Annotated in this window: 8 protein-coding genes; 3 read left to right on the plus strand and 5 right to left on the minus strand. The window is 64.4% G+C overall.

Annotated features, from left to right (window positions below):
- Positions 1 to 53 precede the first annotated feature (53 nt).
- From KUA23_RS21405 to KUA23_RS21420, 4 genes are all read right to left on the minus strand, one after another.
- Positions 54 to 1,448, minus strand: a complete 1,395-nt coding sequence (locus KUA23_RS21405) for an aspartate aminotransferase family protein (RefSeq protein WP_078049577.1) — start codon at positions 1,446 to 1,448, stop codon at positions 54 to 56.
- A 263-nt stretch (positions 1,449 to 1,711) separates the two neighbouring features.
- Positions 1,712 to 2,479 carry an N-acetylmuramoyl-L-alanine amidase gene (locus KUA23_RS21410; RefSeq protein WP_078049578.1) on the minus strand — a complete coding sequence of 256 codons (768 nt, stop codon included), beginning with the start codon at positions 2,477 to 2,479 and terminating at the stop codon, positions 1,712 to 1,714.
- Positions 2,480 to 2,603: 124 nt separating this feature from the next.
- The gene (locus KUA23_RS21415; RefSeq protein ID WP_078049579.1) at positions 2,604 to 3,926 is read right to left on the minus strand and encodes an ATP-binding protein; all 1,323 of its coding nucleotides are present in this window, start codon (positions 3,924 to 3,926) and stop codon (positions 2,604 to 2,606) included.
- Entirely contained in the window at positions 3,923 to 4,603 is a 681-nt protein-coding gene (locus tag KUA23_RS21420; RefSeq protein WP_025858611.1) for a response regulator, read from the minus strand. Before KUA23_RS21420 ends, KUA23_RS21415 begins: the two co-directional genes overlap by 4 nt.
- 164 nt (positions 4,604 to 4,767) lie before the next feature.
- Here KUA23_RS21420 and dsbD point away from each other — a divergent pair, with 164 nt between their 5' ends.
- The 3 genes from dsbD to dsbG are packed head-to-tail and all read left to right on the plus strand — an operon-like array spanning position 4,768 to position 8,083.
- Complete coding sequence (dsbD, locus tag KUA23_RS21425; RefSeq protein ID WP_252992809.1) at positions 4,768 to 6,495, plus strand: protein-disulfide reductase DsbD; 1,728 nt, start codon at positions 4,768 to 4,770, stop codon at positions 6,493 to 6,495.
- Positions 6,495 to 7,346: a TlpA disulfide reductase family protein gene (locus KUA23_RS21430; RefSeq protein WP_078049581.1), complete on the plus strand. Its 852-nt coding sequence runs from the start codon at positions 6,495 to 6,497 to the stop codon at positions 7,344 to 7,346. The genes dsbD and KUA23_RS21430 overlap by 1 nt, the downstream gene beginning before the upstream one ends.
- On the plus strand, positions 7,322 to 8,083 hold the full coding sequence (gene dsbG, locus KUA23_RS21435; protein ID WP_078049582.1) for a thiol:disulfide interchange protein DsbG: 762 nt from the start codon (positions 7,322 to 7,324) through the stop codon (positions 8,081 to 8,083). Before KUA23_RS21430 ends, dsbG begins: the two co-directional genes overlap by 25 nt.
- A gap of 109 nt (positions 8,084 to 8,192) precedes the next feature.
- Here the strand turns inward: dsbG and KUA23_RS21440 are convergent, their stop codons facing one another.
- Positions 8,193 to 21,074: a non-ribosomal peptide synthetase gene (locus tag KUA23_RS21440; protein ID WP_252992810.1), complete on the minus strand. Its 12,882-nt coding sequence runs from the start codon at positions 21,072 to 21,074 to the stop codon at positions 8,193 to 8,195.
- Positions 21,075 to 21,102 lie beyond the last annotated feature (28 nt).

Here is a 21,102-nt window from a genome sequence, read left to right on the forward strand (position 1 = left end):
GCGCACCGCGCGCAGCACTGATATCTGTAGAAACGTACCGAACCGGAAAAAAATTAGAGGCTGGCGACCGCTGCCGCCAAAGCGCGCCCGAAGATATCCGCCACCCGGTCGATTTCAACAGCGGTGATCACCAGTGGTGGCAGGAACCGTACCACGCTGCCATGCCGGCCACCGAGCTCGAGGATCAGCCCACGCTTGAGGCATTCGCGCTGCACCAGCGGCGCCAGCTGGCGATGCACCGGCGGGTGGCCCTGGATGTCTGGCGTGCCAGTCGGGTCTACCAGTTCCACGCCGAGCATCAGCCCACGGCCGCGAATATCCCCCAGGTGCGGGAAGTCGCGCTGCAGGATGCGCAGGTGCTCACCCAGGCGCTCGCCCATGGTTGCGGCGTGACCGGCCAGGTCGTGGTCCTTGAGGTAGCGCATCACCGCCGAGCCCGCCGCCATCGCCATCTGGTTGCCACGGAAGGTCCCGGCGTGTGCGCCCGGCAGCCAGGTGTCGAGCCAGTCGCGGTACACCACCACCGCCAGCGGCAAGCTGCCGCCGATGGCCTTGGACATCACCACCACATCCGGAATGATGCCGGCGTGTTCAAAGGCGAACATCTTACCGGTGCGGCCGAAACCGCTCTGGATTTCATCGACGATCAACGCCACGCCCGCCTGCTCGGTGATGCGTCGCAGGCCACGCAGCCAGTCGAGGTCAGCCGGAATCACACCGCCCTCGCCCTGCACCACCTCGACAATCACCGCCGCCGGCAGCAATACCCCCGCCTCAGGGTCATTCAGCAGGTTTTCCAAGTAGTGCAGGTTGACCTTCACCCCTTGCGCCCCGCCTAAACCAAACGGGCAACGGTAGTCGTAGGGGTACGGTAAGAATTGCACGCCATTGCCGAGCAAGGCGCCCAAGGGTTTCTTCGGCCCCAGGCTGCCCATCAGGCTCAAGGCACCCTGGCTCATGCCGTGGTAACCGCCCTGGAACGACAACACCGTGCTGCGCCCGGTGGCGGTGCGCACCAGCTTCAACGCGGCTTCCACCGCATCGGTGCCGGTGGGCCCGCAGAACTGGATCTTCGCTTCCCGCGCCAATGCCGGCGGCAACAGGCCGAACAGGTCCTGCACGAACTGGTCCTTGACCGGCGTAGTCAGGTCCAGCGTGTGCAGTGGCAGTTCATCGGCCAGCACTTGCTGGATGGCCTCGATCACCACCGGGTGGTTATGCCCCAACGCCAGGGTGCCGGCGCCGGCCAGGCAGTCGATGAAGCTGCGGCCTTCCACGTCTTCCACGTAAATACCCTTGGCGCGCTTGAGCGCCAGGGGAATGCGCCGAGGGTAGCTGCGGGCGTTGGACTCCTGCTGGCGCTGGCGGGCGAGCAAGGGTGTTTCGTCGAACTGATAGAGCGTTTCATGCACCTGGGCGTCTTCGATACGGCTGGTAGCGACTGACATTTCTCGATCCCTCAATACGCTGATGTGGTGACCAAACTGCCGATCCGCTGGCGTCTGGCCCAAGGGGCATGCGCACGGATTTCCTGTTCTGGAAACGCACCAGCATGAGAGGGATTTAGTGACTGTGATCGTTAACTGATGGATGAAGATCCAAATGTGGGAGCGGGCTTGCTCGCGAAGGCGGTGCGTCAGTCGCCACTCCCATCAACTGGCAGATTGCATTCGCGAGCAAGCCCGCTCCCACATTTGAACCGCGTTCGGCATCAGAGCCCCAGGTATTTTTCGTTCAGCGCATACAAAATCGCGCAGGTCTCCCCGTCCAGAAACCCGCAGTAATCCCGAGGCCGAAAGTGCATCTGAAACGCCCTCGTCCTCTGCTGAAACCCTTGCCGATTTTTCGCAGGCGCATACCCGTAACGCTGAAACGCCCGCTCCACCTCGACCTCTGGCGGCAACCCGAGGCAAAAGCGGCGCTGGTACATTGCCCGCGTCGCCTCATCAAACCAGGCCCCTACCCCCGCCTCATGCAAACCCTGCCACGGCAGCCGAGGCCCCGGATCACTCTTGCGCCCGTACGCCACGTCCGAGTGCCCGAGGATGTCGGTCGGCCCGATCTGCGGATAACGCCCCAGAACGTCGCGGACCAGCGCAATCAACACCTCGATTTGTTCCTCCCCGTAGGCAGGAAACGTGAACACGCCGCCGTCATCCCGCGCCAGGTTGACGATCTCGATGCCAATCGAGCGGCTATTAAGGTTGTCACGCCCCGCCCAATGGCTCACCCCGGCATGCCAGGCGCGTTTGTCCTCCTCCACCAACCGGAAGACCCGCAGTTCTTCATAGCCCGCAGCGCGGTAGCTGGGGTCCTCTGGATCGGGCAGCAGGTAGTGCGCACTGACCCCGTCCTGGGTCAGGGTGCGCAGGGATGAGCCAAAAGGCGCCGCGGTGTAATGCAGGATCAACTGCCGCACCGGCTCGCCGTTGCGTTCGTTGAAGCCTTTGGCAGGGAAACTTGTATCAATGACCAACATAAGAACCGTCCTTTTCAATACAGGCCGAGTCGTTCAGCCCGTTAAAGCGCAAAAAAATTACCGCCATCCTGAAGACTTGATCCTCAGGAGGGCGGTAACTATTTGGCACGTGAGAGAAAAGGGATCAGCGTCGCAGCGGCATGCCCAGGTCGACGCGCAGGCCGTCCGGTTGGCTGTCGAACTTCAACGAGCAGGCGCAACGCTGCACGATCGCTTGCACGATCGCCAGGCCCAGGCCGCAGCCTTCGCTGTTGCCATTGCGCCAGAAGCGTTGGGTCAGGTACTGCAGGTCCTCGGGGGAGATCTGCTTGCCGTGGTCGCGCACGCGAAACACCACCGTGTCGGCGGCGGTGATTACGCTGAGTTCCACCCGGGTGTCCGCCGGCGTGTGGCGCAAGGCGTTGTCCAGCAGGTTGCGCAAGGCCGCAACCGCCAGGCCCACCGGCATTTCCACCGGGGTGGCCGAGAGGTTGGCCGGCAGGATCAGGTCGATACGCGCGTTGTCACCGGCATTGGCATCCTGGATCGCCAGCCGTGCCACATCCTCGGCACTGGAGTGCATGCCATCGTCAAACGACAGGTTGCCCTCCACTCGCGCCAGCAACAGCAATTGTTCCAGGGTCCGGTGCAGGCGGTCGGCGCCCTCCTCTGCATGGGCCAGGGACTGGTCGCGGGCCGCGCCTTCGGTCATGCGGGCTACTTGCAGGTGGGTCTTGATGGCTGTCAGCGGGCTGCGCAGTTCATGGGCGGCGTCGCCGGTAAGGCGGCGTTCGCGCTCGATGGTCTTGGCGATGCGTTGCAGCAGTTGGTTCTGAGTGTCGAGCAGCGGCTTGAGCTCGCTGGGCAACGGATGGATCTGCAGCGGTTCGAGGGAGTCGGCACTGCGGCGCATCAAGGCGTCGCGCATGCGATTGAGCGGCAGCAGGCTCTGACCGATACCCAGCCACAGCAGGCACAGGCAGCCGAGCATCGCCACGCCCACCGGCACCGACGCCGCCAGCAGGATCGACAGGTTCAGCGCTTCACGCTCCACCTGGCGGTCGGCGGTGGTGATTAAAAGGTCGCCACGGGACAGGGTGAAACTGCGCCAACCCACGCCATCGATGACCTGGTCACGAAACCCGCTCATGCGCGATTCCAGCCCCTCGTCCGGCGTGGTGTGGCTGCGTGCCAGGATTTCCCCGCGCAAGGAGCTGACCTGGCAGGCCATGCCACCCGGCACCTGCAACTGTTCGGCGCTGAAATGCGCGCCGCCACTCACACTGGCAAGGCCCGGCATCTGCTCGGTCAGCCCCGCCACCATGCGCGCCGACGCCACCAGGCGCTGGTCGAGGGAGAACATCATCTGGTTGCGCAGGTCGTTGAGCATCCAGGCGGCCGCCAGGGCCCAGATCAACACAAAAGCGGCGCCCAGCTTGAACGTCAGGCGCAGGCGCAGGCTTTTCACGATGCGTCCTCGCCCCCGTCAGCCGGGCCCAGGCGGTAGCCGAGGCCGCGCACGGTCTCGACGATGCCGTTACCCAATTTGCGCCGCAGGTGGTGGATATGCACGTTGAGGGCGTTGCTCTCCAACTCGTCGTTGAAGCCGTAGACGCTGTCCTTGAGCTGCTCGCTGGACAGCACACGCCCCTTGTTGTGCAGCAAGGCTTGCAGCAGCGCCTGCTCGCGGCGCGAGAGGTCCACCGGCTGGCCGCCCAGGAAGGTTTCGCGGCTGCTGGGGTCGTAGGCCAGGCGACCATGCTCGATCAGGTTGACGCTGCGCCCCGCCACCCGTCGCAACAGGGTTTGCAGGCGCGCGGCGAGTTCGCGCAGGTCGAAGGGTTTGAGCAGGTAGTCGTCGGCGCCGGCTTGCAGGCCGTCGACGCGGTTGGTCACCGAGTCTCGCGCGGTGAGGATCAGCACCGGAATTTCCAGGCCCTGGCTGCGCTGTTGCTGCAATAGCTTGAGGCCGTCTTCATCCGGCAGGCCGAGGTCGAGCACCATGATGTCGAAGGTCGCCGCCTTGAGCATCGCGCGTGCGGCGCCCGCCGTGGCCACGCGCTCGACGGTAAAACCCTGGGCGGTGAGGCCGGCCACGATGCCGCTGGCGATGAGTTCGTCGTCTTCGCAGACCAATACGTGCATGCTGAACCCTTCATAAAAGATCGGGAGATTAAAAGTGCCGTGGATTAAGCGCCGATTATGCCGTGAAAAGACGCCCACTAAGACTCTAGAATAGCCTCGGTTAATCATCGGTTAATCAACGCCACACATTGTGTGCCTCACTTGCATCGAACTAAGGCTTGACCATGCGGCATCTGTTTACCTTACTGCTGGTGTTGTTCGCGGGATTGGCCCAGGCCGCGCCGGGCAACCCGTTTGAGACCAAACCTGATTTCCTTCCGGTGGGCAAAGCCTTCACCTTTACCTCCGAACGTCTTGAAAGTGGCGAGACGCAGCTGTATTGGCAGATTGCCGACGGTTATTACCTGTACAAGCAGCGCATGAAATTCGATGGCCTGGCCGAAAAGCCCGTGCTGCCGCAAGGCGAGGCCCACAGCGATGAGTTCTTCGGCGACCAGGAGGTGTATCGCCAGGGCCTGGAAGTGAAGATTCCGGCCGGCGCCACCGGCCAAATCAAGCTGGGCTGGCAGGGCTGCGCCGACGCGGGCCTGTGCTACCCGCCGCAATCGATCACCGTGGACCTGGGTGGCAACCCGGCCGTGGCCGCCACCGCCGAAGCTCAGGACCAGAGCCTGGCCAGTGGTTTGCAGCAGCGCAGCCTGGGCTGGAGCCTGTTGCTGTTCTTCGGCCTGGGCCTGTTGTTGGCGTTTGCGCCGTGCTCGTTGCCGATGCTGCCGATTCTCGCCGGCCTGGTGGTGGGCAGTGGCGCCAGCCCGCGTCGCGGCTTTGCCCTGGCCAGCAGCTACGTGGTGTGCATGGCGTTGGTGTATGCCGCGTTGGGTGTATTGGCTGCCCTGCTCGGCAGCAACCTCGCCGCGCTGCTGCAGACGCCCTGGATCCTCGGCAGTTTCGCCGCGTTGTTCGTGATCCTCGCCCTGCCGATGTTCGGCTTCTTTGAGCTGCAACTGCCGGCGTTCCTGCGCGATCGCCTGGACAACGTCAGCCGTCAGCAAAGCGGCGGCAGCCTGGTAGGCGCCGGGGTGCTCGGTGCACTATCCGGCCTGCTGGTAGGCCCCTGCATGACCGCGCCGCTGGCGGGCGTGCTGCTGTATATCGCGCAAAGCGGCAACGCGCTGCACGGTGGCTTGATCCTGTTCTACATGGGCATCGGCATGGGTATTCCACTGTTGCTGCTGGTGACCGTGGGCAACCGCTTCCTGCCCAAGCCGGGCACCTGGATGAACGTACTCAAGGGCATCTTCGGCTTCCTGTTCCTCGGCACCGCCGTGTGGATGATTCGTCCGGTGGTCGGCGAAAACCTGTGGGTCGGCCTGTGGGGCGCACTCGCGCTGGTGATGGCCTACTGCGGCTGGACCCTGGCCCGCGAATACGGCCTCGCCGCCAAAGTGTTCGGCGCCGGCTCCCTGGTGTTGGGCCTGTGGGGCGCCGTGTTGGTGGTGGGCGCAGCGGGTGGCAGCGATGACCTGTGGCAACCGCTGAAGGTCTACAGTGGCTCACGGGCCGCCGCCGCCCCCACCGCCCACGACGCCTTCATGACCACCAGCGACCCCGCCGTGTTGCAAAGCCAGCTCGACAGTGCCAAGGCCCAGGGACAATGGGTGCTGGTGGACTATTACGCCGACTGGTGCGTGTCGTGCAAGATCATGGAAAAACAGGTGTTCGGCAAACCGGAAGTACTCGACGCCTTGAAAGACGTGCGCCTGCTGCGCCTGGACGTCACCGCCGACAATGCCGCCAGCCGCGAGCTGCTCGGCCGCTATAAAGTCCCCGGCCCACCCAGCTTCGTGTGGATCGGCCCGGACGGTGAAGAACGCCGTGCCCAGCGCATCACCGGCGAAGTGGATGCCACCGCCTTCCTGCAACGCTGGACGCAAGCCCGGGACGCCCTCTGATGCTGACGCTGACCATTGGCACCTTCGCCATCGCCCTGAATCACATCCTGCTGATCAGCGCGCTGATCCTCGCCACCCTGGTGGGCTGGCGCGTGGCCAAGCGTGGCGGTGAAAACCCGGAGTCGGTGCTGTTCAGCCTGTTCCTGCTGGGTATGCTGGTGGCCCGCGTCAGCTTTGTGCTGATGTACTGGAGTGACTACCGCAACGACTGGCTGCAAATGGTCGACCTGCGTGACGGCGGCTTCCTCGCCTGGCCCGGCGTGATCGCACTGGTGCTCGGCGCACTCGCCTACGGCTGGCGTCGCCCGGCCCTGCGCAAGCCGCTGAGTGCCGGGGTCATCACCGGCCTGGTGTTCTGGGGCATGGCCAGCCTGTCCCTGAGCCTGTATGACAAAGGCTCGCAACTGCCGGACATCACCCTGCGCAATGCCAATGGCGACGTGGTGCAACTGGCCGACTACAAGGGCGGCCCGCTGGTGATCAACCTCTGGGCCACCTGGTGCCCGCCCTGCCGGCGTGAAATGCCGGTGCTGGAACGCGCCCAACATCAACGCCCGGACGTGACCTTCCTGTTCGTCAACCAGGCCGAAAGCATGCAAAGCGTCAGCACCTTTCTCGCCACCCAGGGCCTGACCCTCGACAACGTGCTGTTCGACGCCAGCGGCCGCCTCGGCCAGGCCGTGGGCTCGATGGCCTTGCCTACCACCCTGTTCTATCGCGCCGACGGGCGCCTGATCAACAGCCACCTGGGCGAGTTGTCCCAGGCCAGCCTGGCCCGTGCCATGGAACCCTTCGACTCCGCTCCTGCTGCCACAAGGAAACCGACATGCCCCGCCTCCGCCACCTGCTGACCCTGCTGCCGCTGACGCTTGCCGCCACCCTGGCCCAGGCCGAAGACTGGCCGGCGCCGATCAAACAGATCGAAGCCAAGGGTGCCAAGATCCTCGGCAAATTCGACGCTCCCAGCGGCCTCACCGGCTACGCCGCCCAGTACCAGAACCGTGGCATGGCGCTGTACCTGACCGCCGACGGCAAGAACGTGATCGCCGGCAACCTGTACGACGCCCAGGGCAACGACCTGAGCAGCGCGCCCCTGGAAAAACTGGTGTACGCGCCGATGGCCAAGGAAGTCTGGGCCAAAATGGAGAAAAGCAGCTGGATCCAGGACGGCGACAAAAACGCGCCGCGCATCGTCTACCTGTTCAGCGACCCCAATTGCCCGTACTGCAACATGTTCTGGGAACAGGCCCGCCCCTGGGTGAAGGCCGGCAAGGTGCAGCTGCGCCACATCATGGTGGGCATTATCCGCGAAGACAGCCCGGGCAAATCCGCCGCGCTGTTTGCCGCCAAAGACCCGCAAAAGGCCTTGGAAGAACACGAAGCCGCCGGCAAGGGCAGCAAGCTGCAGGCCCTGGCCAAGATCCCGGCCGATATCGAGGCCAAGCTTGATAACAACATGAAGTTGATGGACGAGCTGGAATTGTCGGCAACGCCGGCGATTTTCTATCTGGATGACAAGGGTGGCTTGCAGCAACAGCAAGGGGCGCCGTCGCCGGAAAAGCTGGTCAAGATTCTTGGGCCGAAGTAAGCGGCGCCCGGTCTGACACCAGCGCCGGCAGGCCGGCCCCTACAGTTGGAGTGCGTTTCACCTGTAGGAGCCGGCTTGCCGGCGATGAGGCCCTGACAGACAACGAAGCTTAAAGCCCCTCCAACTCCGCCATCAAATCACTCAACCGGTCCACCTTCTCGGCGCTGATCTCATTCGCCGCCAACCCATTGATGTACTCGGCCAACTCCGCCACCGTGCTGCACTCGAACATCGCCCGCAGCGGTACGTCACGTTGCAGGGTTTTCTGCACCCGCGAGGCAATCTGCGTGGCCAGCAGCGAATGCCCGCCCAGTTCGAAGAAGTTGTCCTCTACCCCTACCCTGTCGACTTTCAGCACCTCGGCCCAAATGGCGGCCAGGGTGGTTTCCAGTTCGTTTCGCGGCGCCAGGTAGTCCTGGCTGTGCAACTGGCCGATCTCCAGGGTCGGCAAGGCTTTGCGGTCGAGTTTGCCGTTGGCGTTCAGTGGCAGGCGGTCAAGCCATAGCCAGTGCAGCGGCACCATGTATTCCGGCAGTTCGGCCCGCAGGCGCTGCTTGATGCGGTCTAGGCGCTCGCCGGGGTTCAGCGCTGCATCAGCCGCCACCAGGTAGCCGACCAGGTGCTTGCCATTGACGCCTTCCTGCACGCCCACCGCCGCATCGCGTACTTCCGGTTGTTCGTGCAGGCGCGCTTCGATTTCACCCAGTTCGATACGGTAGCCGCGAATCTTCACTTGATGGTCGATTCGCCCGACGTACTCCAGCACGCCGTCACTGCGACGGCGCGCTAGGTCGCCGGTGCGGTAAAGCCGTTCGCCCGCGGCACCGAAGGGGTTCGGTACAAACACTGGGGCGGTGCGCAGTGGGTCGCTGACGTAACCGCGACCGACGCCCGTACCGGCGACACACAACTCGCCAACCGCGCCTTGGGGCACCAGCTCCAGCGCCCCATCGAGCAGGTACAAACGGTTGTTGTCGGTCGGTGTGCCAATCGGCAAGTAAGTGCCACGGGTCGACGCCAGGTCGACGCGGTAGAACGCCACATCGTCCGAGCATTCGGCCGGGCCATATGCGTTCACCAGGCCAATCTGGGGGTAGCGCAACAGCCATTGGTGCGCCAGCTCCGGCGGCATGGCTTCACCAGTCGGCAGCATCCAGCGCAGACCGTCCAGGCCAATACGCTCCTGGGCCAGCATGCCCTGGATCAGCGACGGCACGCTTTCCAGCACGGTAATCCCTTGGGCCTGAACGTGCTCCAGCAAACCTTGGGGATCATGGGCGAGAGTATTCGGCACGATGTCCACCCGCGCGCCAAACAGCGGCGCGGCGAGGAATTGCCACACGGAAATATCGAAGCTCTGCGAAGCGGTCTGTGCGATCACATCTGCGTCACTCAAGGCCAGGTACGGCACCTTGCTCAACTGGTTATTGAGCATGCCGCGCTGTTCCACCATCACGCCCTTGGGCAGGCCAGTGGAACCCGAGGTATAGATCACATAGGCGAGGTTGTCCGGACCGCTGTAGATGCCGGGATTTTCGCCGCGTGCAGGCACTTCTTCCCACACCAGCAACTGGCAGTCGAAGCCTTCCAGCAACTCGATGGCCTGCTCGCGACATGCCTCAGTGCACACCAGCAGCGGTGTGCGGCTGAGGTCGATGATGCTGCGCAGTCGCTGGCTCGGCAGGCCTGGGTCGAGCGGCAGGTAGCCGGCACCGGCCTTGAAGCTGCCGATGATCATACCCAGCAGGTCGAGGTTGCGTTCGGCCAGCAATGCCACGGGTTGATCCAGACCGACGCCCGCACTGATCAGCGCGTGGCCCAGGCCGTTACTGCGGCGATTGAGTTCGTCATACGTCCATTGCTGATCAAGGCAACTGGCGGCAACCCGCTGAGGATGCGCGGATACCTGGGCCTCGAACAGTTCGACATAGCTACGCTCCAGCGGGTAGTCGTGCTCGCTCTGGTTACAGCCTTCCACCAGGAACCCGCGCTCTTGCTCACCGATCAGCGGCAGGTCGGCCATGTCGCCATGGAAGCCCTGCACCAGCGCCAGCAGCAGGCGCTTGAACTCGCCGAGCATGCCTTGCACGGTGGTCTCGTCGAAGTAGCGCTGGTCGTAGGACAGGTGCAAACCAAGGTCATCACCCGGGTAACACACGGCGGTCAGCGGGAAGTTGGTGTGGGTGCGGCCGGAGTCCGAGGTGGCATTCAGGCTTTGCGCACGGTCCAGCACCGAGACTTCCACCGGGGCATTTTCGAACACGAACAGGCTGTCGAACAGTGGCTGGCCCTTGGGCAATTCGCTGTGCTCCTGGATCGTAACCAGCGGCAGGTATTCGTACTCGCGCAGTTGCATATTGCTGTCGAGCAAGCCGCTCAACCACTGGCGCACGCTGCAACGCTGATCGTCCTCGGGCAGTTTTACCCGCAGCGCGATGCTGTTGATGAACAGGCCGACGGTGCGTTGCATCTCCGGCATTTCCACCGGGCGCCCGGCCACGGTGACACCGAACAACACGTCACGGTCGCCGCTCAAGCGCCGCAGCACCAAGGCCCACGCCGCCTGGGCGAAGGTGTTGACGGTCAGTTGATGAGCCTGGGCCAACTCACGCAATTGCGCACCGTCGCGGGCATCGAGGCGGGTGTAGCAATCGCCCACCACCATGCCGCCGCTGTGGCCCGCGTGTTCACGCAGGAACGGCCGGTCACTCGGGATCGGTGTGGTGCGTTCGAACCCTTGCAGGTTCTGCTGCCACCATTGGCGTGCCTCGTTGAGGTTCTGACGTTGCAGCCAGGCAATGTAGTCGCGATAACGCGGCGGCGTGGCCAACTGCGCCTCGTGGCCTTCGCTTAGGGCCATGTAGATCTCGAAGAAGTCATTCATCAGCAACGAACGGCACCAGGCATCGATAAGGATGTGGTGGTTGCTCATCATGAACCAGTAGCGTTCAGCGCCGACGCGGATCAGGCGCAGGTGGAACGGCGCCTGGTTGAGCAGATCGAAACCGGCTTCGCGCTCTTGCTTGAGCAGCGCTTGCAGACGCGGTTCCTGTTCGCTTTCCGGGTCCTCGCTCCAGTCCAGGTATTCAATCGGCGTGCTGCCCGGTGTGTGGATTACTTGCAGCATGTCTTCGCCGACGTTCCAGCAGAACGAGGCGCGCAAGGCTTCGTGACGGGCGATCACCGCCTGCCAGGCCTGGGCGAAGCGCTCGGGGTCCAGGGCGCTGTTGATACGGTAGCGGTCCTGCATGTAATACAGGCCGGTGCCCGGTTCGAGCAGGGTATGCAGCAACAGGCCTTCCTGCATCGGTGTCAGCGGGTAGACGTCTTCGATGACGTTGGCCGGTATCGGCAGGCTGTCGAGTTGCGACTGGCTCAGGTGGGCCAGCGGGAAGTCGGACGGTGTAAGACCACCGGCATCGTCCTGCAGGCAGTGCTGGGTCAGGCTTTGCAGTTCGGCCAGGTACGCCTCGGCCAATTCGCGCACGCTGTGCTGATCGAAGCGCTCACGGCTGAAGGTCCAGCGCAGCACCAGCTCACCGCCGTACACCTGGCTGTCGACGCTCAACTCGTTGGGCAGCGGCGCATCCGGGTCATGGGCCAGGCCTGTGGACTCGTCCATCGGGTGGAACAGCGCATCGGCGCCAAAGCTCTGGTCGAACTGGCCCAGGTAGTTGAAGGTGATCTGCGCGCTCGGCAGTGCGCCCATGCGCTGTTTGCACAGGTCGTCGGCCAGGTAGCGCAGCACGCCATAGCCCAGGCCTTTATGCGGCACGCCGCGCAGTTGCTCCTTGATCGCCTTGATCGAGTCGCCCTGGGACGCTTGCGGGGTCAGGCGCAGCGGATAGGCACTGGTGAACCAGCCAACACTGCGGGTCAGGTCGATGTCATCGAACAGGGTTTCGCGGCCGTGGCCTTCCAGTTGGATCAGCGCCGACGCGTGGCCGCTCCAGCGGCACAGCACACGGGCCAAGGCGGTCAGCAGCAGGTCGTTGACCTGGGTGCGGTAGGCGCTCGGGGCCTGTTGCAACAACTGGCGGGTGTGCTCGGCATCCAGGCGCACGCTGACGGTGTCGGCATCGCGGTTACGCAGCGAGCCTTGCGGACGGGGCACCGGCAATACGGTTTCCGGCCCAGCCAATTGGTCTTGCCAGACGCTCAACTCTTCACGCAGGGATTCGCTGCCGGCATAGGCCTGCAAACGCGCGGCCCAGTCACGCAAGGCGCTGGTCTTGGCCGGCAGGCTGACGGACTGACCGTCGCTGAGTTGACGGTAGACGTTCTGCAGGTCTTCCAACAACACGCGCCACGACACGCCGTCCACCACCAGATGATGGATCGCGATCAGCAGGCGTTGCTGCCCCTCGGGCCCGTCCACCAGCAAGGCGCGCAGCAGCGGGCCGTGTTCCAGGTGGAGGCTGCGTTGGGTGTCGGTGAACAGCGCGGTGCAGTGCGCCATGTCGCGCACTTGCGCCTGCATCAGCACGCCGCCTCGCGGCACGGCCAAATGCTCGGCGTGCCAGTGCGCGTCACGCCGGGAGAAGCTCAGGCGCAGGGCGTCGTGGTGCTCCAGCACGGCCAGCAGCGCTTGCTCCAGGCGATGAGGCTCCAGCAGTTGCAATGGTTTGAGGACCAGCGCCTGGTTCCAGTGCTGACGCTGTGGAATCTCGGTGTCGAAGAACCAGTGCTGGATCGGCGTGAGGCCCGAAGGCCCGGTCAGTACGCCCTGCTCGGCCGTGACCTGCTCGGAGCGGGTGGCGACGGCGGCCAGGGTCTGCACGGTCTGGTGCTGGAACAGGTCGCGAGGGCTGAAATGAATCCCGGCCTGCCGCGCACGGCTGACCACCTGGATCGACAGGATCGAGTCGCCACCCAGCTCAAAGAAGTTATCGTCCAGGCCGACTTGTTGCACGTTCAGTACCGCACACCAGATCGCAGCCAGGGTGCTTTCAAGTTCATTGCGTGGCGCCACATATGTTTGGCGGTTTGCCTCAGGATCTGGTTGCGGCAGGGCACGGCGATCAAGCTTGCCGTTGGCGGTCAGCGGCATGCTGTCCAGCACGATCAAGTGCGCCGGCACCATGTAATCCGGCAGTTGCGCCTTGAGATGGGCCTTCAGCGCGTCACGCAGCGCGCCGTGCTCGGCATCGCTGACCAGATACGCCACCAACTGCTTGCCGCTCGGCGAATCCAGCGCCAGCACCACCGCTTCGCGCACGGCATCGTGCTCCAGCAGGCGGGTTTCGATCTCGCCCAGTTCGATGCGGAAACCGCGAACCTTCACTTGATGGTCGATACGCCCCAAGTACTCCACCAGGCCATCGGCGCGTTGGCGCACCAGGTCCCCGGTGCGGTACAGGCGCCCACCGTTGCGCGCAAACGGGTCCGCGACAAAACGCTCGGCGGTCATGCCCGGACGCTGGTGATACCCCTGGGCCAGGCCGGCGCCGCCGACGTACAACTCGCCGGTCGCGCCTTGCGGCACCAGGGCCAGGTCGGCGTCGAGAATGTAAGCCACGCGGTCACCGATGATGCTGCCGATCGGCACGCTGGCGGCGCCCTCCTCCAACTGCTCCGGTGCAAGGCTGGCCAGCGGCATCACCACGGTTTCAGTCGGGCCATAGGCGTTGAAGAACACCTGTGGCTTGAACGCGGCACGGATGCGCTGCAAGTGTTCGCCGGTCAGGGCTTCGCCGCCGGTGATGCACATACGCACCGGCAAGGTCTGCTGCTGAGTGGCCAACCACTGCGCCAACTGGCTGCCGTAGCTCGGGGTGAAGCCCAGGATGTTGATGCCATGGGTGCGGATCAATCCGCAGATTTCCTCGGCATCCCACTGGCCCTGGGCGCGCAGTACCACCTGCGCGCCACTGAGCAGCGGCACCAGCAAACGCTCGGTGGCGGCGTCGAAGTTGATCGAATAGAAGTGCAATTCGCAGTCATCCGGGCGCATGCCAAACCGCTCGATCACCGCTGTGCAATGCATGGCGATTTCACCGTGGGACACCACCACGCCTTTCGGCTTGCCGGTGGAGCCGGAGGTGTAGATCAAGTACGCCTGGTGTTGCGCCAGGCTGATAAACGGCAGCGCATCGGCCGGGTAGTTGGCGAGCACCGGCAAGTCATCTTCCAGGCACCAGCAGGCCACGCTCGCCGGCAATTCGCCGAGCGCTGCGAACATCGCCGCATCGCTGAGCAACAGGCCGATGCCGCTGTCTTCGATCATGTAGTGCAAGCGGTCCAGCGGATATTCAGGGTCCAGCGGCACGTAGGCGCCGCCCGCCTTGAGGATCGCCAGCAGGCCGATGACCATTTCCAGCGAGCGCGGCAGTGCCAGGCCCACCCGCACCTGCGGGCCGACGCCGCGCTCACGCAGCATCCAGGCCAGGCGGTTGGCGCGGGCCTCCAGCTCGCGGTAGCTCAGCGTTTCACCGGCGAAGGTCAGCGCCGGTGCATCACCACGGGCTGCCGCCTGCTGGCTGAACAGTGGATGGATGCACTGATCAAGGCGGTGTTCGCCCGCCTCGATGCCCAGGCTGTCCTGCACGGCCCGCTGCTCGGCGGCGCTCAGCAAGGGCAGTTCGCTGAGGCGCTGTTGCGGGTTGGCGATCAAGGCTTCCAGCAGGTTGCGCCAATGTTCTGCCATGCGCGCAATACGCGGCTCGTCGAACAGGTCGGTGCTGTAGGTCAGGCAGCAACCCAGCCGATGGTCGAGGTCGGTGACTTCCAGGTTGAGGTCGAACTTGGTCGCACGCGCATCGTTGGCCAGGTATTCGACGGTCATGCCGGCCAGTTGGCGGCTTTGCTGGAATTCCCAGCGCTGCACGTTGCACATCACCTGGAACAGCGGGTTGTACGCCGCACTGCGCGGTGGCTGCAGGGCTTCCACCAGGTGATCGAACGGCAGGTCCTGATGGGACTGGCCTTCGATCACGGTGTGGCGCACCTGCTCGAACAATTCAGCGACGTTCATCTGCCCAGTGAGCTGGCAACGCAGCACCTGGGTGTTGAGGAAGGCGCCGATCAGCCCTTCGCTTTCCGGGCGAATACGGTTGGCCACGGGCGCACCGATGCGCAGGTCGGTCTGGCCGCTGTAGCGGTAGAGCAACACAGCCAGGGTGGCGGTCATGGTCATGAACAGGGTCAAGCCGCGTTCGGCATTGAAGGCTCGCACGCGGGCCGCCAGGTCATCGCTCAGGTCGAAGCGGTAGAGTTCGCCCTGGTGGCTTTGCACCGGTGGCCGTGGACGGTCGCCGGGCAGTTCCAGCAAGGGGTGTTCGCTGCCCAATTGCGCAGTCCAGTAGTCCAGTTGACGCTGACGTTCGCCAGCCTCCAGCCATTGGCGCTGCCACACGCTGTAGTCGAGGTACTGCACCGGCAGCGGTGCCAGTGGCGATTCACGCTCATCGATAAAGGCTTCGTACAGCGCACTGAGTTCACGGGCAAAGATGTCCATGGCCCAGCCTTCGGTGACGATGTGGTGCAGGGTCAGCAGCAAGTAGTGTTCGCGCTCGCCGGCCTTGACCAGGCAGGCTCGCAGCAACGGCCCGGTCTCCAGGTTGAACGGTGTATGGGCCTCGTGATCTGCCAATTGTTGCAACCGTGGCTGGCGTTCGGCTTCGTCCAGCGCGGAGAAATCCTGCCAGTCCATGCGCAGGCCGGTCTGCGCCGCGACCTTCTGATAGGCCACGCCGTCGACACTCGGGAAGGTGGTGCGCAGGGTTTCGTGACGCATGATCAAGGCCTGCAACGCCGCCTCGAAACGCCCCACATCCAGTACGCCACGCAAGCGCGCCATGCCGCCGACGTTGTAGGCCGGGCTGTCCGGTTCCATCTGCCACAGGAACCACATGCGCTGCTGGGAATAGGACAGCGGCACCGGCTGGCTGCGGTCGACCTTGGCGATGGCGGTCTGCTGGTTGCGTTGGCCCGACGCCTGGATCAGTGCGACCTGCTCAGCAAATGCCCCCAACTCACTGGCTTCGAACAAAGTGCGCAATGGCAGCTCGACGTCACATGCCTGGCGGGTGCGGGAGATGATTTGCGTGGCCAGCAACGAATGGCCACCGAGGGCGAAGAAGTCATCGCGCAGGCCGATGCCTGGCAGGCCCAGCACTTCGCGCCAGATTGCAGCGATCTGCTGTTGCAGCGGGGTTTCGGGCTCGACATGTTCGCGCACGTGCCACACCGGTTCCGGCAACGCCCGGCGGTCCAGCTTGCCGCTGGGGCTCAGAGGCATGCTGTCCAGGCGCATCAGCAGCGCGGGCACCATGTACTCGGGCAGCTCGGCGGCCAGGGCGGTCTTGACCTGTTGTTCGTCCAGCTCGGCAGGGGCGGTGTAGTAGCCAATCAGCTGAGCATCACGCACCAGCACCACGGCTTGGGCGATGCCTTCCAGGGCGAGCATGCGCGCTTCGATTTCTTCCGGCTCCACGCGAAAGCCACGCAGCTTGACCTGCTGGTCGAGGCGCCCGAGGTACTCGATCACGCCGTCGGCATTCCAACGCGCGCGGTCACCGGTGCGGTAAAGGCGTGCCCCTTGGTGGTCAGCGACAAAACGCTCAGCCGTCAACCCCGCGCGGCCCAGGTAACCCCGGGCCAGGCCAATGCCGCCGATGCACAGTTCACCCGGTACACCCAGTGGCACCGGGTTGAGCTGCTCGTCCAGCACGCGGCAGATCACATTGCCCAGCGGGCGGCCAATCGGCGAGCGCTCGCCGTCTTCGACACGGCAGTGCCAGTGGGTCACGTTGATCGCGGTTTCGGTCGGGCCATAACGGTTGTGCAGTTGCACCGCAGGCAACTGCGCCAGCACGCGGTTACGCAGTTCGGCGGGCAAGGCTTCACCGCCGGAGAACAGGCGGCGCAGGCTGGTGCATTCGGCTACCAACGGTTCGTCGATAAACAACTGCAACAGCGGCGGCACAAAGTGCAGCGTGGTCACGCCGTGCTCCTGCACCAACTGCGCAATGCGATGCGGGTCGCGATGTTCACCGGGGCCGGCCAGCACCAGGCGGCAACCGCTGATCAGTGGCCAGAAGCATTCCCACACCGACACGTCAAAACTGATCGGCGCCTTTTGCATCAGCACGTCGGTTTCATTGAGTTGATAAGTGGCCTGCATCCACTGCAAGCGCTCGGCCAGGGCCGCATGGGTGTTGCCCACGCCTTTGGGTTGGCCGGTGGAACCGGAGGTGTAGATCACGTAGGCGAGGTTGTCACCGTGCAGGTGCAAGCCGGGCGGCTGGGTGGGCCAGCTGTCGAGGTGCAGGCTGTCCATCGCAATCACGCACACGCCTTCGGCGCTCGGCACCTGTTCCAGCAATGCGGTCTGGGTCAGCAGCAGGTGGACGCCACTGTCCTTGAGCATGTAGGCCAGGCGCTCGACGGGGTAATCCGGGTCCAGCGGCACATAGGCGCCACCGGCCTTGATGATCGCCAGCAGGCCGATCAGCAGTTGCGGCGAACGCTCGGCGGCGATGGCCACGCACACGTCCGGGCCGACGCCTTTATCGCGCAGGTAGTGGGCCAGGCGGTTGGCCTGGGTGTGCAGTTGGGCAAAGGTCAGGCTACCACCGTCCCAGACCAGCGCAGTGGCGTCCGAGGTCTGCTGGTTAAGCAGCTCCGGCAGCCACTGCTGGGCTGGCGCGCAGGGTGCTTCGCTGTAAAGCGCCTGTTCGTCCTGCTGCATCAGCGCGATGTCGCCGATGGCTTGCTGGGGGTGCTCGCAGACGGCGTGCAACAGGTTGATGTAGTGCGCGGCCAGGCGCTGGATGGTCGCGGTTTCGAACAGCTCATCGGCGTAGTCGAACGACAGGCTCAAGCGCCCGTTGCGGTCTTCTTCGGTGTGCAGTTGCAAGTCGAACTTGGCTTCGCGGCTGTGCCATGGCAGTTCATCGGCAAGCATGCCCGGCAAGCGGCGCAACGCGCTCAAATCGCGCTGTTGGTGGTTGAACATGACCTGGAACAGGCCCTGTACGCGGGCCTGCGGGAAGGCTTCCAGCAGTTGTTCGAACGGCAGGTCCTGATGGGCCTGGGCGCCCAGTGCCGTCTGGCGCGTCGCGGCCAACAGCTCACTGAACGCCAGGCGCCCGTCCAGCTCGGCACGCAGCACCAGGGTGTTGATGAAGAAGCCGACCAGACCTTGGGTTTCCTGGCGCGGACGGTTGGCGTTGGGCACGCCGATGCGAATGTCGCGCTGGCCGCTGTAGCGATGCAGCAGGCTTTGGAAGGCCGCCAGCAACAGCATGAAGGGCGTGGATTCGTGGGCCTGGGCGGTCTGGCGAATCGCTTCGCTGAGGCTCGTGCCAAGCCGCACGGTGTGGCGTGAGGCGGTGTGACGGTGGTGCGCCGAACGCGGGTGGTCGGTGGCCAGGCTCAGGGTTGGATGCTCTTCACCCAGTTGCGCTTTCCAGTACGCCAGTTGGCGCTCGCCTTCGCCCTCGGCCAGCCATTGGCGCTGCCAACTGCCGTAGTCGGCGTATTGCAGGGCCAGGGGCGGCAATTCCAGGGGTTGGCCCTGGACAGCGGCGGCGTAGAGGCGCGAGAACTCGTCGATGAGAATGTTGAGCGACCAGCCGTCGGCGATGATGTGGTGCAGCGTCACCAGCAGTTGGTGATCCTCATCGTCCAGGCGCACCAGCGTCACCCACAGCAGCGGGCCTTTTTCCAGGTCGAACTGGGTGCGGGCTTCGTCCTCGCGGATCTGTTGCGCACGGGCTTCGCGTTCGGCCGCTGGCAGGTCACTGAGGTCGATGACTTGCAGCTCGAACTCCACCTTGGCATCGATGCGCTGGAAAGCCTGGCCGTCTCTTTCGTAGAAGCGCGTACGCAGCGCTTCGTGGCGCTGGATCAGTTGCTGGAAGCTGGCGCGCACGGCGTCTTCATCCAGCTCGCCGCGCAGGCGCAGAGCACCGGGGATGGTGTAGGCGCTGCTATGCGGGTCCAGTTGCCAGGTGATCCACAGGCGGTTCTGCGCCAGGGATTGGGGCAGTTCATCCTGGCGTGACAGGCTGTGGATCACACCTTGGGCGACGCCACCGTCTTGCTGCAACTGCGCAACGTTGGCCGCGAAGCCTTCCAGGGTCGGCGCTTCGAACAGCATGCGCAGGTTCAGTTCCAGGCCGAGGGTTTCGCGCAGGCGTGCGACCACCTGGGTGGCGGTGATGGAGTTGCCGCCGAGCAAGAAGAAATGATCATCGGCGGCAACGCTTGCGATGTTCAGTTGCTCACACCAGATCGCCGCAATCTGGGTGTGCAACTCGGATTCCAGCGCCCCATCGCTCACCTGCGCTTGCAGGTCGGGGAACTGGGCATAGCTGTCGAGGCTGCCGTCCTTGTGACGAAGCGCACAGGCTGCGCGCTGCACTTTGCCGCTGGAGGTCTTCGGCAAGGCGCCGGGGTTGAGCAGCACCACCACGCTGGGCGCCTCTTGGTAAGCCTCGGCCACGGCTTGGCGGATCGCCTTGATCAGCGCTTCGGGCGGCAGGATTTTCTGCACGCTGCGGCTGATTTCGGCGGCAATGCCAATGCCTTCCAGCCCCTTGTCGCTCACCGCAAATGCGGCGACCCGGCCTTTGCGCACCACTTCGACTTCGCGCTCGATGGTCTGCTCGATGTCCTGGGGGTACAGGTTGTGTCCGCGCACGATCAGCAGGTCTTTGAGGCGGCCGGTGATGTACACCTCACCGTCACGGATAAAACCCAGGTCGCCGGTGCGCAGCCAGGTACGGCCAGCATGTTGCACGAAGGTCTTGGCGGTGGCTTCCGGGTTGCGCCAGTAGCCATGGGCGATGCTCGGACCGCTGGCCCAGAGTTCGCCGACGCGGTTGTCGGGCAGTTCGGTGAGGGTCTGTGGGTCGGCAATCAGTACGGCATGCTCGGGCTGGCTGGTGCCGCAGCTCATGATCGCACTGCCCTGCCCCGGTTCGGCGCGGTTGGCGGCCAGGGCCTGCTCGTCGACGCGCAACGCGGCAATACCCTGGCCCCGGGTGCCGCCGGCGACAAACAGGGTCGCCTCGGCCAGGCCGTAGGAGGCGAAGAAATTGTTTGGGGTGAAACCACAGGTGGCGAACTTTTCGGCGAAGCGTTCCAGGGTGTCGAGGCGGATCGGTTCGGACCCGGAATAGGCCACGCGCCATCGGCTCAGGTCCAGCCGCTCCAACGCCGAGTCACTGACCCGTTCACTGCACAGGCGATAGGCGAAATCCGGACCACCGCTGATGGTACCGCCGTATGCGCTGATCGCCTCAAGCCAGCGCAACGGCCGGCCGAGGAAGTAGGCCGGCGACATCAACACGCACGGCACACCACTGAAGATCGGTTGCAGCAGGCCGCCGATCAGGCCCATGTCGTGGTACAGCGGCAGCCAGCTGACGATCACGTCATCCGGGTTGAGGTCGATGCCGAAACCACGGCGGATCAGCACTTCGTTGGCCACCAGGTTGCCGTGGCTGACCTGCACGCCCTTGGGCAGCGCGGTGGAGCCGGAGGTGTATTGCAGGAAAGCGATGTCGTCGGGGTGCAGGTCGGGAGCGATCCAGTTACCAGCGCTCTCCAGGCTATCGACGCTTAACACTGGCGGCGCGTTGTCGAGCTGCGACAAGCCGTCGGCGAGGCTGGCGATGGTCAACAGCAGGCGCGGCTCGGCGTCGCTGATGATCGACAGCAGGCGCTCCTGATGGTGACGCCGCGTGGACTCCGGCGGGTAGGCCGGCACCGCAATAACCCCGGCGTACAGGCAACCAAAGAACGCCGCGACGTAATCCGGGCCACTGGGGAACAACAGCACCGCACGGTCACCCAGCTCGGCATTGGCTTGCAGCGCAGCGGCGATGGTGCGGGCGCGCTGGTCCAGGTCGCGGTAGCTGAGTACTACGCTGTGCTCGGCGGACTCGGCGAGGAAGCGCAGGGCGACCTGATCCGGGGTTTGCGCGGCACGACGCTGAAGGGACTGGACCAGGGTGCGGGGAAGTTCGAAGGCGTCCATCATGGGGTTCCTGCCTGAAATCGGCTTACGG

Source organism: Pseudomonas pergaminensis (assembly GCF_024112395.2).
GTDB classification, from domain to species: Bacteria; Pseudomonadota; Gammaproteobacteria; order Pseudomonadales; family Pseudomonadaceae; genus Aquipseudomonas; species Aquipseudomonas pergaminensis.